Raw genomic sequence first — 16,221 nt, 5'->3', positions numbered from 1 at the left:
CATTATGCCTCACAGTCTCATTCTCAATCTTACCCCCCAATCTCCCATTTACCCCAATTTTCTCACGGGCAGACATTATCATGCGTTATTCCTTAACCTGGTGAGTTCTGTTGATAGAAAATTAGGTGACTATCTACACGAATCAAATGCTGATAAAGCTTTTACTCTGTCACCATTGCAGGTACAAAGCAGACATAAAATTCAATCTCATACTTTGCAATATGCCCATCAAAATCCTATTTCCGCAGGTACTTCTTGTTGGTGGCGTGTTTCTTTATTAGATGACAATTTATTTAGCCAACTCACTCCTTTATGGTTGAATCTTAATCCTGAACAACCTTGGCATTTGGGTTCAGCTAATTTATATATTACTAGCATTCAAGGGACACCTCAATCTACTCAACCTTGGGCTAATGCTTGTAGTTACAAGCAACTTTATGAACAAGCCAGTGAGCAGGAACGTACATTTAATTTCATTTTTTCTACACCTGTAGCTTTTCGTCAAGGTGGATTTGATAATCTTTTACCAACTAGGGAATCTGTTTTTAATAGTCTTCTCAATCGGTGGAATAAATATAGTGGAATTGAGTTAAATAATATTCCTCTAGAAGCCATTTATCCTAGTGTTTTTAATATCAATACTGAAGTTATTAGCAATTATGAGAATAAGTTTATTGGTTGTTTGGGTGAAATTAGCTATCGCATTCTTGGCAATGTGGAAGCAATAGGAATTAAGCAAGTTAACGCTTTGGCTAATTTTGCTTTGTATGCAGGAATAGGACGCAAAACAACAATGGGAATGGGAATGGTAAGAAGAAAATTGTAGGTTGGGTTGACGCAAGGAAACCCAACATTATTTTGTCACATTATCAATGCTTTTGTTGGGTTGCGCTGTCGCTTAACCCAACCTACAGATGAATTGTTTTTTATTGTTTGGAAAATCTAACCGTGAATACTCTATGCTGCCTCAAAATATAAACTCTGACGACTATGTAAATATTGCATCTTTAAATCAATATTCCTACTGTCCTCATCGTTGTTGGCGGATTCATTGTGCTGGCGAGTTTATTGATAATCAATACACTATTGAAGGTACAAGTTTACATGAAAGAGTTCATACTGTTGGGGAAGTAAATCGTGATGATACTTGGCAGATACGGGCTATTTATCTGAAGTCTGACAAATATCAACTTGTTGGTAAATCTGATTTAATTGAGTTTGAGAATGGTGAATTTTACCCAATTGAATATAAACGCGGACGTAAGGGAGAATGGGATAATGATGAGTTACAAGTTTGCGCTCAAGCTTTGTGTTTGGAGGAAATGACGGGAAAAAATATCAATTCTGGTTATATCTATTATGCTCAAACTCATCAACGTAAGTTAGTAGAAATTACGCCGGAATTACGAATAAATACGATCGCAACTATTGAAGCTGTGCAAATGTTGTTATTTACGGGTGCTATGCCAAAACCTGTGAAAACAAAACGCTGTAATGGTTGTAGTCTTTATTCTCAGTGTTTGCCTCAGGCTGCTGATAAGGTGGGGCGGTATAAAGAGGGAAATTGATTATTTAGGGAGGCGGAGCCTCTTGATTGCATTCCCAGCCGGAGTCTGGGAACGAGAAATACATACAAGTTAAGGATTTAATTATGGGGACTCTTTACGTTACACAAAATGATTCTTTTGTTGGTAAGGTTGATGAGCGGATTCATGTGAAGTTTGAGAGGAAAGTTCTTCAAGATATTCCGTTTATTCACCTTAAAGATGTGGTTGTGTTGGGACGTGCGACTGTTTCGCCTGCTGTTGTTTTTGAATTGATGAATCGTCATATTCCGCTTTCTTTTATTGATGAAAGGGGTCATTATTTGGGACGTTTAGAACCGGAAATGACTGGGAATATTTTCGTTCGCAAGGCTCAATGGCAAGCTGCGGGTGAGTCTCTTCAAGCTGTTCATGTTGTGCAAGGTTTTATTCGGGGGAAGTTAAAAAATTACCGTCAAGTTTTGATGCGTTGTCAACGGGAATCTGATGTTGATTTGTCTAAATATATTACTCGGATTGAACAAACGATCGCACCAATTGACACAACTCACAACGTCAACTCCTTGCGAGGCTTGGAAGGTGCGGGGAGTGCTGCTTATTTTGGTTGTTTTAATCAGTTGATTCGTAACCCGGATTTTACTTTTACTAAGCGTGTGCGTCGTCCAGCTACTGATCCGGTGAACTCTTTATTGAGTTTTGGTTATTCTTTGTTGCGTCATGATGTGCAAGGTGCTGTGAATATTGTGGGCTTTGATCCATATTTAGGATATTTGCATTGCGATCGCTATAATAAACCTTCTTTGCCCCTAGATTTAATGGAGGAGTTTCGTCCTTTGGTGGTTGATGCTGTGGTGTTATCTATTTTGAATAAGCAATTATTAACACCAGTCGATTTTATCTCTGAACCTCTCAGCGGTGCTGTTACTCTGACTCCTGAAGGACGCAAAATCTTTTTAACACAGTACGAAAAGAAAAAGCAATCGGAGTTTAAGCATCCGGTGATGGGGCGTAAATGTACTTACAGACAAGCTTTTGAATGGCAAGCTAGATTACTCGCTAAATACTTAATGGGTGAAACTGATAAATATCCACCTTTGGTTTTGAAATAGAGAAGAAGGTGATAGTAAAGAGGGAATTAGGTGATGAATGTTGTTGTTTCTTACGATATTTCTGAGGATAAACGGCGGACTAAAATCCATAATATTCTCAAGTCTTATGGACAATGGGTGCAGTATAGTATTTTTGAATGTCAGTTGACTGATACTCAGTATGCTAAACTGCGATCGCGCCTCAATAAGCTAATTAAGCCGAATACTGATAGCATTCGCTTTTATTTTCTTTGTGCTTGTTGCTTTGGTAAGGTGGAACGAATCGGTGGTGAACAACCCCTTGATACGACGATTTTCTTCGCTTAATGCGCGAGGAGGTGGGTGTAAAAAATCTGGTTTCTCAAAAAATGGCTGAATTCATATCTATACAAGGCTTTGATTGATTTTTTTGATTCATCCGCCCGCGCACCTTACACAGCAAGGGTTTCAGCCATTTTCTCTCTTGACACATTTTCTGAAATGGACTATGATGAGAGCGATCGCGCAATCGAACCTTGAAAACTACATATATATAGGCTTTCAGCCTCCCGCTATTGCAATTTCTATTACTCCCTATTAGGGATTGAAACTACTATTCAAATTTTTGGTAGACCCGGCAGTAATAAATTGCAATTTCTATTACTCCCTATTAGGGATTGAAACTTATATTGTTTCCAATCACGAGCTTATTGGTCCTCATATTGCAATTTCTATTACTCCCTATTAGGGATTGAAACGAATATATCGAAGCTGAAATTGTCCCCGTGATTGATTGGGCATTGCAATTTCTATTACTCCCTATTAGGGATTGAAACGAAATCCTATTAAGACTATGATTATGCGTAATAAAATTGCAATTTCTATTACTCCCTATTAGGGATTGAAACCCTGCACAATTATTCCTTCTGGTACGCCTATCGAGATTGCAATTTCTATTACTCCCTATTAGGGATTGAAACTACACAAGAGTTCGTGAAGGGGAATGGACTTGTCATTGCAATTTCTATTACTCCCTATTAGGGATTGAAACAGTGACATCTCTGATGTAGGATAAAAGCTCAATGAATTGCAATTTCTATTACTCCCTATTAGGGATTGAAACCAAATAAATTTCGTAGCCGCAAGAATTGTTTTCTTGATTGCAATTTCTATTACTCCCTATTAGGGATTGAAACTTCTGCATTTACCAATAGTACCAATATACTAACAGAATTGCAATTTCTATTACTCCCTATTAGGGATTGAAACCTTCTCTCCAACTAGTTTAGCTAGTATTCCGACCAAATTGCAATTTCTATTACTCCCTATTAGGGATTGAAACACTGCCAACCTTGCGATCGGGACTGATGCCTATGATGGTAATTGCAATTTCTATTACTCCCTATTAGGGATTGAAACCGAGCGCAAGCGAGCAGTGCTATGGTGTATTTGTATTGCAATTTCTATTACTCCCTATTAGGGATTGAAACGATGGATTCAATTGAAGCTTACGAGATTTGATAATTGCAATTTCTATTACTCCCTATTAGGGATTGAAACAGTTGAGGTACGATCGCCAAAAAAGCTTGCAACTACTCTAAATGCATTTTAAGTTGTTGTCACAAAAATAGAACCGCTTTCAATCTTAGTTAAATAGGTTCTTAGCGGTTTTTCGGCTGGACTTTTCTGAACTTTACCATCAAGGGCAAATTCAGCATCATGACAAGGACAAACAAATTTATTTTTATCAGTTTTCCATTCAACTGTACAACCTTTGTGAGTGCAGGTAGGGTTAACAGCAATCAAATTTTGGGCAGCTTTAGATGTACCGACTACCAATACTGCACCCACTGGGGAATCTGGTACTAATAATTGTCCAGTCTTGTCTAATTCTGCCACAGTACCGACTTTTTGCCAGTTCTGAGTAGCTCCACCAGATGTGGAAGATGCTGTTGTGGTGGTTTCAGCAGAACAGGCTGCAAGTGCTACAGGTAAAGAACTGGCTAAAAAACCTAAACCCACCCAATTGATAAACTCACGACGTTTCATAGTTGTTGTAATTAATCTCTGATTTTCCACTAATATATATTATTACTTCTGGATCTTGTGTCTCTTTTATGATGATTGAGGATTAATTATCACAAAACCCTTACAAAGCAAGGGTTATAAACAATTAGATGCTGCTGCTTGGGGTATTATTGATCATCAGTGGCTAGAAGTGCGATCGCGTCGTGGTAAAACTAATAGGACTTATGCAAAGCAAAAAACCTTGTGCTGTGCAGCTAGTCCCAATTACTGTAGAAATTTCTGTTTAAAATTATCAGCTTCAGTCTTCAAAATGGTAAGCTTCTAAGTGAATTCCTCAACAAGGAATTGGTAATAGAGTCAATAATCTATAGTTACGATTATTTTTTTTGATTCTTGATTTGGAGAAATAAACACCTGAATGCTTGTTTTTTCTTGACTTTTGGCACTTAAATCGGCTTAAGTCCTATTACCAAACAGGCAATTGCCTTCATGAGGATTTCTAACTGTTGATTGAAGCATGGGACACTACCTAATGAAAAAAATATTTAAGCAAATTAAAGCTTTGACTTGCGATGATAACTTCATGTACCTCATTGAAAACATCGTAGTCGTGGTTTCTAAAATTCTCTCTATCTTGATGATAGTGGTAATTTTTGTAGCTATTGGAGATTTGAGTTTCTTTCTGTTTAACGAGTTATTCAGTGTATCTTATGGTAAATTTAATACCATTTTATTTAAGGTATTTGGGTTATTTTTAAATATTCTCATTGCTTTGGAAATTTTAGAAAATATCACAGCTTATATACAAAAACACGTCTTGCACGTAGAATTAGTAATTGTGACTTCTTTGATTGCTGTCGCCCGAAAAATTATTATTTTAGATTTAGGGAAAGTCTCAGGAATTGATATTATTGGCTTAGGAACTGCTGTACTTGCCCTTTCAATTAGTTATTTCATAATTCGTGTTAGCAGACCTTATAATAGAAATTAAGTTCATTCTTAAATGATATCTGCAATTTTAAAGTTTATATGAAAACCGATTTGTTTGAATTTGAAGCAGATTTTGTTGAAGCTCTCCGTTGTATACCGATGCTGGTACGTTACAAGTTAGATACTACAGGTATCTAACTCAAACTGTCTGATGGGAATCAGATGACTTGATCAAAATGTGCTACTTTAGTTGAATTACCCTGCACCACAGAAACAGAAATTCAGCCTGATCAAGAGTATCCACAAAAATTTGTTTTAGACCATACAGGTATACCCGCTACCCGATTACCAATTGTCCCTCTTCCCCCTTGGATGGATGCTACAAATGTACCACTTAGTATTCAGGACAAAGCAAAGGAAATAGGCATTACCATCACGTTACAACAGTGCTTGGGTTTAACACCCTGACAACATTTTGTTCTGATTAAACTTAGCCGTTCAGGAAATTAAAACAGAAACTTTTCCAGGGCAATAACAGAATTTAATCTGATTTAGTCAGTGCTTAGTGGTCAGTTTTTAGTAATAAAATAACTGTGAATCGACATTTGTTGGTTTCTGGAGTTTAAATTTGGTATTTTGTATTTTAAATTGGAGCAAAGCAACGGTTGGTGAGGCTATAGTGTATTTATCAATGGTGCTGCTGTTAATATGGCTAAAGTTAAGTCTACTACCAATACATTTGATAGCTCGGCGTAAGCCATAGAATTTGTTTAGACACACTCACTAACTCGATGACAGGCAAAAACGCAAGACATAATGCATTTCTGCGGCTAGTGTCTAGTAAGGTCGTAGCTTCTGGTTTAGAATCTCGCTACTCGCTGCTTCCTAGTCAAGAGATGGTCATTGGACGCGACCCCAGCTGCCAAGTTGTCTTGGATGCCATGATGTACCGGATGGTATCTCGTCGTCATGCAGTGGTTCGTCCTCTATCTTTATCTCCAGATAGTAGATTCAGTTGGGTAATTTGCGATTTAAATAGCGCCAATGGCACTTTTTTAAATGGACAACAGTTGCAAGGTTCTCAGGAATTGCACCAAGGCGATCGCATTTCCTTGGGTGCTGATGGGCCGCAATTTATTTTTGAATATGAATTCATCCCCCAACCAACAGTAATGACCGCTAACCAAGGTACAGTAATTGCATCGGGAAATAATCGGCAACGGCAATCACAGCACGATTCGGTCAGCTTCACACAACTGTTTCCCATTATTTCCACTGGTAAAGATCTAACTCGCAAAGCTTACCTTGTACCGGGAATATTAACAGTTATCTTTGTCGTGTTGATGTTTGGGACTGTCGGTAATCCCCAAGCCAATCAAGTGATTGTTGGGTCTTATATCGCCTCTGCGGCTTACTACTTTGTTTATCAACTATGTGGTAAACCTAAGCCTTGGTGGGTACTTATCGCTATGGCGTTGAGTACAGCGCTGATTTTGCTCAGTCCTTTATTAGATTTTTTTATCTTTGTCTTTCGCGTTATTCTTCCTGGTAGTTTACCCTCGTCTCAAGATTCGATCACCTTTACAGAATTACTGGTGCGGATGTTTTTTGGCGCTGGTTTGATGGAAGAATTGCTTAAGGCTCTACCAGTATTGGGTGCATATTTTATCGGTAACTCTTTACCATCACCTTGGCGAGAACGGATAGGAGTCTGGGAACCTCTAGATGGTATTTTGCTGGGAACTGCTTCGGCTGTGGGTTTCACTTTGCTAGAAACTCTTGGTCAATATGTACCTGTAATTACGCAAAATGTTACTCAACAAGCAGGGGTGGGGGCTGGTCAACTGGTGGGTTTGCAGTTACTGATTCCGCGCATTTTAGGCTCTGTAGCTGGACACATGGCTTACAGCGGTTATTTGGGGTATTTTATCGGGTTAGCTGTCCTCAAGCCGATGATGGGTTGGCAGATTCTCTCAGTTGGTTATTTGAGTGCCTCTGCACTTCATGCTTTGTGGAATGCTACGGGTTCTATTAATGCTTTGTTGTTGGTGGTCGTAGGTGTTTTATCTTACGCTTTTTTGATGGCGGCAATTCTGAAAGCACGGGTTTTATCACCAACGCGATCGCAAAATTTCGCAACTCGCTTTCTTGAACCCAAATAATTCTTAGGGACTGGGGAGAGGGGGAGATGGGGATTAATATCTATCTTCTGCCTCCTATCACCTAATTCCCTAGATTTTTTATGTCTAAGGATAGATGGTTTAATTTTTCTAATTAGTCTATACGTAGTTTATGCTGAGGCAATTATGACTAAAAAATGAAAATTCAGCAAGTAATTTTGAGACACAGAAGAACAGATCCACAAAAAATTAAAAAGTAATTACCACCCTAATTCAATATCAGCCCGTGAATGAGGGTATAAAATTAAAATTAGGTTTGTCAGCTAGAAAGTTGTTTAAGAGCATAGTCTGCGATCGCTAAACTAACTTTGGCCTGTTCTATTTCTGATAAACTAGTCCATTCTCGATTTTCAATATTGCTGATGACAGATGTCAAATGTTGTTGTTCGCTACTTCGCATAGAGTATGCAAAAGGACGGGCTAAAACTAATAGATCATCTGTTCCCCAAGTTGGGAGTAAAGCTTGAACGCATTCTACTAGTTTCTCACTAGCTGATTGTTCTAAACTAATAATCTCTGCTGCTTTTTGAGCGATCGCATTTAGCCAACTGGAAGGAACAGAGGCAGCAAAAGCACTATGCAAGGATGCTTGTAGACCTTTAGCTGGCTGTTCATCATGATCAGTTTTAGAATGGTAAACTTGAGACCAAATGGTATCGAGATTGTGATAAAAATCTTGCGTTTGTGTACCCAGGTCTTCTTCTAATAAATCCTGCCACCCAAGCTGCTGCTCTAGTTTGTTGAAATACGCTTCTGATTCCTGATCATCGGGATTCCAGGGATAAGCAGCATCTTCAGGTTGTAGCAGTATTTCTAATAACTCTAGATCTACCGAAGATTTTAAATCGTGACAAGTATGTAAATCGTTAATTTTATTAATCATGTTTCACCTCATAATTAATTAGCCTTGTTGACAGCTACAACTGGAAGGATCAGATTTCCGCAAAAAATAATTAGACTTGTCTTGTGTTCAGAGTAAATTGTTAAAGTCCAAAAATTTGACTGTGGTCATTTCTCCGCTAGGGTTCTTCAATCAGAAACTCCCATGTTTCAGCTTTAGCGCTACCAAATTTTAAATGCATTCCCGATGTTAGAGGTACTTCCTCGCGGAGAATTTGTTGCCAACCATTTGGGCCTAGACACCAAGTTGTACCATAGGTAGAGAAATCTTGTAGGTAGTATGTTTGAACTGATTTAGTCCCAGTGAGCATACTTCGGCATAAGATTTCGGCATGGCGTTTAGAAACATAGAGTTCGGGGATGATAATATCATTGTCCTTTGTGCGACCAATACGAGTGACACCAGAACGCAGTAACCAAGTTTTACCTTCTGGGGAGAGCGATCGCAAGGAAGCCGTAGATAGTGGAGAACCTAGTTCAGAAATAGCCGTATCTGGTAATTCTGTAACTCCTTCATCAATACCTTTAATCAGATCACCATGAAAATCTGGATGCAGGTAGAGAACCGGTAATGTCCAAGCAGGTTGATTGAACTTATAGATTGTTAACAGTTCTTGTCTAGCTGCTGCTACTGCCTCATCAATTGGTTTACGCGATCGCAGCGCTTCTGCAAAAGCTTGAATAAAACTGTGACTTTCTTGGTCTGCAATTTCATCTCGCATTGCCAAGACCGCAGGTACACCATGACGAATGAGTACTTCTGCTAAACTACTAGCTGGTATCGCTTGTTGATTAATTGTCGCTGGTTGCGCTCCCCAGCAAGCATTAAACACCCCAAGTTTTACACCTGTGCGGGTTAGTACTTGGGCTAATTCTATACCATTTAGGGTCATATCTGTCCCCAAAAATAATAACCCACCATCTGGAGCAGGCAGACCGTGGCCAGCGAAAAAAAACACATTATAAACTTTGGTTTCCAACTCTTGAATTAACTGTTGTGGAGTGGGTTGCAAGAGTGTCTTCACCATACAGGCTGATACAGAATTTTTACCAGATGAACTACATTCTGATAAAATTTTCTCCAGAATAGCAGCTTCTTTTTCCAATTCTAGATTGTCATCATGTCCTAAAACCAATAAGACATTTAAAGCTGGATCTGCTCGCAAATTTGGTAGAGGTTCAACTTCACTGGTAGTGCGACTAAATAAAATATCTTGGGAAAGAGATATTGCTGACTGTCCGGGTTCGCGCTGCATAATTTCCCAAGGTAGAGCAATTAGATCAGGGTCACGAATTTCTAAGCGAAAGCGCAAACGTTTATTTTGACCCATAGCCATGCCGCGACTACGTTCTAAACTACCTAGAATTTGCCCATCAAACACCCAACTCCATAAGCTTATGCCCAAATATTGCATTAAACGACTACTGTAAGGACTTGTTGTTTGACCAACCAAGGGTGAACTCAAATCAATTGGTAATGTATTTACTCCGGGAGATGTCGATAATGAACCAATATCTATGGGGCTATGACCAGCAAACATCTGTTGCCATTCTTGCCAAATTTGACTAAGTTCAGTAGCAAAAACACAGTCACGCAAAACATAACCACTGGGATAGGGAGCCTTAACCACCCAAATAGCGAAGTTATCAGTGCCAGTATTTACCAGACGGGCGATCGCCAGATTCAGGCAGGACATGGATTTGTGGAAACTCAACTCTAAGAACAAATAATTGACAATAAACTTTTTTGTCCAGCAGGAAGAAATTTGTACCTAGTGAATTTTTGATTTTGTTTATTACCTGCATTATCATATCCCATGACGGTGATGATAATCACTAATGCAGTGTGGCGGAAATAACTATCCAGTTAAAAAGCTTTATTTCCTAATACCTCCAATCACTAAGGCGCGGGTGGTTGAGTAACTGGTGCGGGTGAAAAATCTGCCGGTTTCTCCAAGGTTTCTGGTGTAGGTGTTTCAGTTATTGTTGGTTGTGGACTGGAAAATGGAATTAGGGGGTCTGTAATTCTAGAAGGTAGCTGCCGTTGGATTTTGAGCCAATATCCCAATGAACCTGCTGCTAAAAGTACTCCGAAAAGAATTAGTAATTGGAGTGGTAGTTGAGAAGCACGCACCGACTTAGTTTCGGGAATTACCTGAGTTTGCTGGTGGGAATTGCCTAAAATTGTGCTGTTTGTTGTTCTTGGTGTCAAATCTACCGTTTTGCTGAATGAAATAGTACTACCAATGTCTGCTTTGAGTACCACTTCTGGTTCAGAGTATTTGACTTGAGAATGTACTAAAGCGATCGTGACATTATCATGTCCATTTTTTGTATTAGCGATTTCTATCAGTCGCTGGGCAGCATTTTCTATATTTGTGTCACCAGAAATAATTGGTAAAATTTCTGTTTCCCAATACTCTTCCACTCGGTCAAAATCACTTAAACCATCGGATGTGAGGAGAAAAACTGCATCTTCGTCAATGATAAACCGTTGGGATGTAGGATGCAATGAGGCGCTTTTGCTCATCCCTAAAGCTTGAACTAAAGAACCTGAACCACTATGTTGTAATGCTTCACGATAAATAGCATAGCCTAAACGTACCTCGCGGGAAGCCACATCATCATCCAGGGTAACTTGATAACAACCGTGGCGTGTAATCCAGTAGGCACGACTATCACCAATATGGGTGATGTACATTTCATAGGCAATGGGTAATGCCATTACCAAGGTCGTTCCCATCCGTTGTCTTCCTTGGCGATGTTCAGTGTCATTGCGTTGACTGATTTTATCATTCACAAGTGCTACAGACTGTTCCAAATCATTTAACAGCAGTAAGGGGTCTATGTTTTCATAAGGAACAGAAGTTAGTTCTTTGACCTGCTGCTGAATGGTTTCAATGGCTAAACTTGATGCTATATTGCCTCCTTCATGCCCACCAATACCATCGCAGACGATAGCTAAGGCAGTTTGTTGGGGCGGCTTACTCACAACTACACCACTAGAAGGGTAACAAGCATCTTCGTTCCGTTGACGACTAGGTCCTGTGTCTGTTTGCGTGACAATTTTAATGGTGGTTTGGATAGGTGAATTCCGTCCCGATGAGGTTTGCCCTAATCCTGCTAGTCCTTGATCTAAAACTTTAATTAATAACTCAGATGTGTTAATTTCGCCGTGAATGAGAGAATTGCTAATTTGCTTGACAAATTCAGCTATGGCTGGCTTGGCTTCTTTGAGCAGTTGTTGCCAAAATTCTCCTAATTGCGATAATGTTGGTGCTGTTTGTGAATCAAAATGTAATTCTAGTAACCTCACTAAAGACCCTTCAACTCGTAATAAATTGGGATCTAATAAGCTAGAGGCTACTCCTTCGGTCAAAAGGGGTTGCCACAAATGAGCTAACTGCCATAGCCAATTCATTTGCCGCATTGATGAGGCATCACCCCAAGCCGTTGTTAGCTTGTTGCACAGATGGATTTGAGAGTCTGTACTATCAACTACCAGGGGTGGTTGTTCTAGGAGTAATAGAGATTGCCCCTCGTTAATAGAGAGCATCCCATATATTTGCGGGATGTGTAAGCGGTAAGGAATTAGCTTAAGATAAGCTTTAATCTGCTGTAGGTTATCTAATTCAGGTATTTGGGGTAATAAACCAGGCTTGAGATCAAAGATGATTGATTGATTAATGACTAAATAGCGATCGGCTAAAATTTCTCCAGGAATACCCAAGTTCAAACTATCTCCCACTGCCCAGAGGTAACGCTTGGGTAAGGGTGTGGAACATCTCTGACAAAACTTGTAGTTCAGAGGGTTAGCAGCTTGACAATATTCATTTGGGCAGTAGAGCGTTGCCGCGTCATTTTCCATATTTGTCGAACCGATCAGCGATTGGCAATTTATTTAACATTATTTATTGGTGAGTTATAAATTTTGTAACTCACCAATAATTCATAACCTTATTGATTTGCGTTGGCTACAACTTGAGGTAATCCCATGCTGTAGTTAGTCACACGGCTAGAGAGATTGTAGCTAATTTCGCCTTTTTGTAGGAGCGATCGCAGATAATGCTCTAGATCTGACCCGATTCGGCGTAAGTTATAATCTGTGAGATCTACACCACTAGAAGCCTCTACCAGTTCATCAAACTTGCGATAAACTTTTTGCAGAGTATCTTCATTCCAGTTAAATTCGTTGTCTGGGTCAATATCTAACGTCAATACATGATTACTAGGAACTAGTTCATCCTTGTCCATTTCCGCCGCAAAAATGCGAATATGACGGGTTGTGGACTTGAGCAGCATCGGGTTATCCATAAAAATGTGTAAGATTTTGGTTAATTACACTGCAATTATTTTAACTGCTGTGCCTGAGCTTCATTCTCTCAACTTACAAGCTTTTAGCTTCCTGTGGAATATATTTTGTGAGCTTTAACCAGCATACTGTCTCGTTAGGTTACTGCTACTACTAAAATTTTAGGGTTTGAAGCGGATTCGGCGGCTATAGCCGAGCGAGCAGATGCGGTTTGATTTTGTCACACCACACATAATTAAAATAATTATACTCTAACATTTTCCTAACCTTGCAGAAAATTTGTCAGCAGGACAGTGAGCAGACAAGAAAAGAGGTGCAACCTCAAAAAGCAGGATGTTTTTGTATTAACTTTAGCTTTTTGGTACTGAGAATCGTTAATTTTTACTTGTACTAACTCCGGTTTTTCACATCAGTTATTTCTTAGTCATTAAGGGTTAAAATCAGTTTCTTTATCTTATATCCATACTTTAAAATACCCCAAGTAGCGGTATTATATTGTAGCAAGACCTAAAAAACTTATCACTTATCGCGTCACTGAAGCAGAAAAAGAATTGCTCAAGCAATATTATGAGCAAGAGTCAAAAAATCAACCTAATGTTGTGTGGGAGTTGATGGGATGATTGAGACAGATGCTCAAACCTGTAATTTCAATATCTTTTTCAGTATGGCTAGTAATATTTAAAACTCGCTATACTTTTTTGTAAAATTCTGGGCTAAAATATTCTGGTTTAGTCTGTGTAATACTCCAGAACAAAATTTTTACAGTTCATAATTTTACTGATTAACTCCTTCTAACCTCACTGATAAAAAAGCGCACATTTAGTAATGTCACTTAAATTGTTCACTATGTTACCTAGCTTTAATCAAAGACAAAAGGCGGCATTACTGCAATCTAAGTAAAAATACTTAGATTGCAGTAAAAAGAAAACAGGTTATTGACGTTTAGATAAAGTTGATGTAAAAACTTTTAACAAGGTTTAGAAAGTTTTTACAGAAACTTTATTGTATGGAATCTTAAAAACTGAATAATAGTTTATGACTCACATATGCCATAACTAACACAGGATCATTAAAAACTAGACAGTAAAAATCTAGATAGCACACAATAGGAGAGTGAAAAATGGAATGTAAATTTGATGGATGAGGAAAAAGTCTTAATTCAAACACATCTTTATATTCACAAGAAATATAAAGAATTTTTTTCTGAATCTTTAGCACCTCAACTGCATGAACACCAAGTAAAGGAATCTTCAAGACTATGAACTCTAAAGCATTACCTCGCCAAATAAATAATCTCGAAGTGGGTGTTTATGAGTGCGAAATTCATCTCAAATTCCGTTTGATTGAGGAAAAAAGTCTATTGGGCGATCGCGAACAACTTTTACAGGTGCTACTAGACGCACTAACTGAGGGTTCTGATGACTTTTTGGAGACACTACAAGCATCTGTGAAGGCGCAAGAGGTTTCTGAATTTAAAGCCTCACCTCAAATGAGGCGTCAACTAATGCGCTTACGGAATTTTGCTGAAAATAGCTAATAATCACAAGGTGTAATTTTGATTTGATAGAATTTGGCTTGTGTAATGTGAATCTACAATTCCAAGCAAGAATATCAACTAAGAAAACTTCGAGCAAGCATCTACATTAGCCCTTACCCCTTGCACTACCAAGAGACCTGGATGTTTAATCAATACAGTCATCCATTGCTTCAAATTTAGGTTTGGGTAGTCAAAAATTTATACTCAGGGAAATTCAAAAAAACAGGGGTCAATTTCAATTAGAAAAACTAATTTAATATAGTTTGGTCGCAAACTATATCAGGTGCATTTTACCAATTTTTTGCTCGCAGTTAAAGATGAAACCCATTTTAATTACACCTTCATGAATCTAGTGACTATGAATATGAACAGAAATTAACCTTCAAATGTGTATACCAACTTATTCCGTTCAAGCGCACTGTAAAGATATAGCAGTTGCCAAATCTACACTATATCTTTGACAGGAAATGCAGGTTATGAGTGACACCACATGACGCAAATATAAAACTCAGACATGGATAAATTTTCAACCCTGTTTCCTGTTATATCAAGGGTTAAATAGCAAGACCATTGCTCATCTGTTAGTAGAAGTCAAACAGAATTTATACAAATTAAAAAATAATTGCGACAAATTGAAAGCTGGAAAGCTTCTGTAATAAGTACTTTGTGAGCCGATACTAAAAAAGTAGCTTATTCGTGCAGTTTTTTATTCATACTATTGAGCTAGTCCATGTTCTAAAGCAAAACGAACCAATTCTGTACGGCTATTAGTACCAGTTTTACTAAATAAACGACTGACGTATTTTTCAACATTGCGGACGCTGGTTTCCAAGCGTCGGGCGATTTCTTTGTTCATCAGTCCTTCCGCTACCAAGTTTAAAACACTTTGCTCTCTAGGAGTCAAATCGATTTTAAATGGAGGTGGGGAGTGAGAGATTGCATTTCGTGGGCTTAATAAATCCTTTATTTTAGAAATTTCGTGGGCTAGTTTGGCAATATCCATGTTTTCGCCATCTTCACTCATCTGTGGTGCTTGAGCAGTCCGACGGATGAGCAAGTTTTCAATAATTGCCACTAATTCATCAGGATCAAAAGGTTTAGGTAGATAGGCATCAACACCAGCTTGGTAGCCTTGAATGCGATCGCCTGTCATGCCTTTAGCCGTTAAAAATACCACTGGCAATGCTTGAAACCGAGGATCTTCGCGCAGTTGCTTTAAGAACTGATAGCCATCCACCTGGGGCATCATAATATCAGAAATCACTAAATCAGGTGTACTTTGCTGCATCAAGTCCCAACCTTCACGGGCGTTACTGGCAGTTTGAACGCTAAAACCGCTTTCTTGTAAGTATTCTTTAACGGCTTCCCGCAATCCAGGCTCATCATCTACCAGTAACAGTTGTGCTGACATTGAACATTCCTAATAAGTGTACATTTTTCTAATTTAGCGAAACTTGGTTAGTATTGGCTACTAGAGAAGGAGGAGATTAGATACAAATTTAGTAAATAAACCCCGTCTAAGTTAAAACCTATAGTTTTTTATGGCGAAAACTCAACTTTTCAAGATGGATAGGGTATAAGTTTATTGATATAATTAATATTATTTCATAAAATGTACAAATATTTTTGTATGCATACTTAAGTAAATTAAATAGAAAAAGCAGAAAGCCCCCTCAAATGTATTGAAGGAGGCTTTAGTAAATGATAGACCTGGCACCGAGCT

The 16,221-nt window shown here is 38.6% G+C and carries 13 protein-coding genes, 1 pseudogene and 1 CRISPR repeat array; of the genes and pseudogenes, 8 read left to right on the top strand and 6 right to left on the bottom strand.

The features are described 5' to 3' along the window. Positions 1 to 4 precede the first annotated feature (4 nt). The 4 genes from cas6 (at position 5) to cas2 (ending at position 2,959) form a co-directional block, all read left to right on the top strand. The gene (cas6, locus tag VB713_RS08840; protein ID WP_323311192.1) at positions 5 to 826 is read left to right on the top strand and encodes a CRISPR-associated endoribonuclease Cas6; all 822 of its coding nucleotides are present in this window, start codon (positions 5 to 7) and stop codon (positions 824 to 826) included. A gap of 133 nt (positions 827 to 959) precedes the next feature. Beyond that, a complete protein-coding gene (gene cas4, locus VB713_RS08835; protein ID WP_323311191.1) occupies positions 960 to 1,568 on the top strand; it encodes a CRISPR-associated protein Cas4 in 609 nt (202 codons plus the stop codon). Positions 1,569 to 1,651: 83 nt separating this feature from the next. Beyond that, the gene (gene cas1d / locus VB713_RS08830) at positions 1,652 to 2,653 is read left to right on the top strand and encodes a type I-D CRISPR-associated endonuclease Cas1d (RefSeq protein WP_323311190.1); all 1,002 of its coding nucleotides are present in this window, start codon (positions 1,652 to 1,654) and stop codon (positions 2,651 to 2,653) included. A 33-nt stretch (positions 2,654 to 2,686) separates the two neighbouring features. Then, positions 2,687 to 2,959, top strand: coding sequence for a CRISPR-associated endonuclease Cas2 (gene cas2 / locus VB713_RS08825; protein WP_015213660.1), 273 nt, complete (start codon positions 2,687 to 2,689; stop codon positions 2,957 to 2,959). Between the two features lie 226 nt (positions 2,960 to 3,185). Then, a CRISPR array of direct repeats spans positions 3,186 to 4,171; the repeat unit is 37 nt; unit sequence ATTGCAATTTCTATTACTCCCTATTAGGGATTGAAAC. A gap of 48 nt (positions 4,172 to 4,219) precedes the next feature. Here cas2 and VB713_RS08820 read toward each other — a convergent pair. Next, entirely contained in the window at positions 4,220 to 4,660 is a 441-nt protein-coding gene (locus VB713_RS08820; protein WP_323311189.1) for a ubiquinol-cytochrome c reductase iron-sulfur subunit, read from the bottom strand. 511 nt (positions 4,661 to 5,171) lie between these two features. Between VB713_RS08820 and VB713_RS08815 the strand changes: the two genes are divergently transcribed. From VB713_RS08815 to VB713_RS08805, 3 genes and pseudogenes are all read left to right on the top strand, one after another. Then, positions 5,172 to 5,630, top strand: coding sequence for a phosphate-starvation-inducible PsiE family protein (locus VB713_RS08815; RefSeq protein ID WP_323311188.1), 459 nt, complete (start codon positions 5,172 to 5,174; stop codon positions 5,628 to 5,630). A gap of 38 nt (positions 5,631 to 5,668) precedes the next feature. Further along, positions 5,669 to 6,079, top strand: a pseudogene (locus VB713_RS08810) (nitrate reductase associated protein). 281 nt (positions 6,080 to 6,360) lie between these two features. After that, positions 6,361 to 7,731, top strand: coding sequence for a PrsW family glutamic-type intramembrane protease (locus VB713_RS08805; protein WP_323311187.1), 1,371 nt, complete (start codon positions 6,361 to 6,363; stop codon positions 7,729 to 7,731). Positions 7,732 to 8,008: 277 nt separating this feature from the next. Here VB713_RS08805 and VB713_RS08800 read toward each other — a convergent pair whose 3' ends face one another. From VB713_RS08800 to VB713_RS08785, 4 genes are all read right to left on the bottom strand, one after another. Continuing rightward, on the bottom strand, positions 8,009 to 8,632 hold the full coding sequence (locus VB713_RS08800; protein ID WP_323311186.1) for a hypothetical protein: 624 nt from the start codon (positions 8,630 to 8,632) through the stop codon (positions 8,009 to 8,011). 136 nt (positions 8,633 to 8,768) lie between these two features. Beyond that, on the bottom strand, positions 8,769 to 10,346 hold the full coding sequence (locus VB713_RS08795; protein ID WP_323311185.1) for a CHAT domain-containing protein: 1,578 nt from the start codon (positions 10,344 to 10,346) through the stop codon (positions 8,769 to 8,771). Between the two features lie 203 nt (positions 10,347 to 10,549). Next, positions 10,550 to 12,517 (bottom strand): protein phosphatase 2C domain-containing protein, encoded by a 1,968-nt coding sequence (locus tag VB713_RS08790; protein ID WP_323311184.1) that lies wholly within the window; start codon positions 12,515 to 12,517, stop codon positions 10,550 to 10,552. Positions 12,518 to 12,606: 89 nt separating this feature from the next. Then, a complete protein-coding gene (locus VB713_RS08785; RefSeq protein WP_323311183.1) occupies positions 12,607 to 12,963 on the bottom strand; it encodes an NAD(P)H-quinone oxidoreductase subunit M in 357 nt (118 codons plus the stop codon). 1,256 nt (positions 12,964 to 14,219) lie between these two features. On the opposite strand from VB713_RS08785, the gene VB713_RS08780 reads away from it, so the two are divergent. Continuing rightward, positions 14,220 to 14,498, top strand: a complete 279-nt coding sequence (locus VB713_RS08780; RefSeq protein ID WP_323311182.1) for an Npun_R1517 family heterocyst differentiation transcriptional regulator — start codon at positions 14,220 to 14,222, stop codon at positions 14,496 to 14,498. Between the two features lie 715 nt (positions 14,499 to 15,213). Here the strand turns inward: VB713_RS08780 and VB713_RS08775 are convergent. Beyond that, positions 15,214 to 15,909: a response regulator transcription factor gene (locus tag VB713_RS08775; protein WP_323311181.1), complete on the bottom strand. Its 696-nt coding sequence runs from the start codon at positions 15,907 to 15,909 to the stop codon at positions 15,214 to 15,216. Positions 15,910 to 16,221: the final 312 nt, after the last annotated feature.

Origin of the sequence: Anabaena cylindrica UHCC 0172 (assembly GCF_034931625.1) — a bacterium.
GTDB lineage: Bacteria > Cyanobacteriota > Cyanobacteriia > Cyanobacteriales > Nostocaceae > Anabaena > Anabaena cylindrica_A.
Note: the sequence above shows the minus strand (reverse complement) of the source record. Positions and strands in the feature narration are given on the sequence as shown.

Bases quoted from the DNA above. Each gene is read 5' to 3' on its own strand.
- VB713_RS08805 (WP_323311187.1), top strand. From the start codon at position 6,361: ATGACAGGCAAAAACGCAAGACATAATGCATTTCTGCGGCTAGTGTCT.
- cas1d (WP_323311190.1), top strand. From the start codon at position 1,652: ATGGGGACTCTTTACGTTACACAAAATGATTCTTTTGTTGGTAAGGTT.
- VB713_RS08820 (WP_323311189.1), bottom strand. From the start codon at position 4,660: ATGAAACGTCGTGAGTTTATCAATTGGGTGGGTTTAGGTTTTTTAGCC.
- cas6 (WP_323311192.1), top strand. From the start codon at position 5: ATGCCTCACAGTCTCATTCTCAATCTTACCCCCCAATCTCCCATTTAC.
- VB713_RS08790 (WP_323311184.1), bottom strand. From the start codon at position 12,517: ATGGAAAATGACGCGGCAACGCTCTACTGCCCAAATGAATATTGTCAA.
- VB713_RS08795 (WP_323311185.1), bottom strand. From the start codon at position 10,346: ATGTCCTGCCTGAATCTGGCGATCGCCCGTCTGGTAAATACTGGCACT.
- VB713_RS08775 (WP_323311181.1), bottom strand. From the start codon at position 15,909: ATGTCAGCACAACTGTTACTGGTAGATGATGAGCCTGGATTGCGGGAA.
- cas4 (WP_323311191.1), top strand. From the start codon at position 960: ATGCTGCCTCAAAATATAAACTCTGACGACTATGTAAATATTGCATCT.
- VB713_RS08780 (WP_323311182.1), top strand. From the start codon at position 14,220: ATGAACTCTAAAGCATTACCTCGCCAAATAAATAATCTCGAAGTGGGT.
- VB713_RS08800 (WP_323311186.1), bottom strand. From the start codon at position 8,632: ATGATTAATAAAATTAACGATTTACATACTTGTCACGATTTAAAATCT.
- VB713_RS08785 (WP_323311183.1), bottom strand. From the start codon at position 12,963: ATGGATAACCCGATGCTGCTCAAGTCCACAACCCGTCATATTCGCATT.
- cas2 (WP_015213660.1), top strand. From the start codon at position 2,687: ATGAATGTTGTTGTTTCTTACGATATTTCTGAGGATAAACGGCGGACT.
- VB713_RS08815 (WP_323311188.1), top strand. From the start codon at position 5,172: ATGAAAAAAATATTTAAGCAAATTAAAGCTTTGACTTGCGATGATAAC.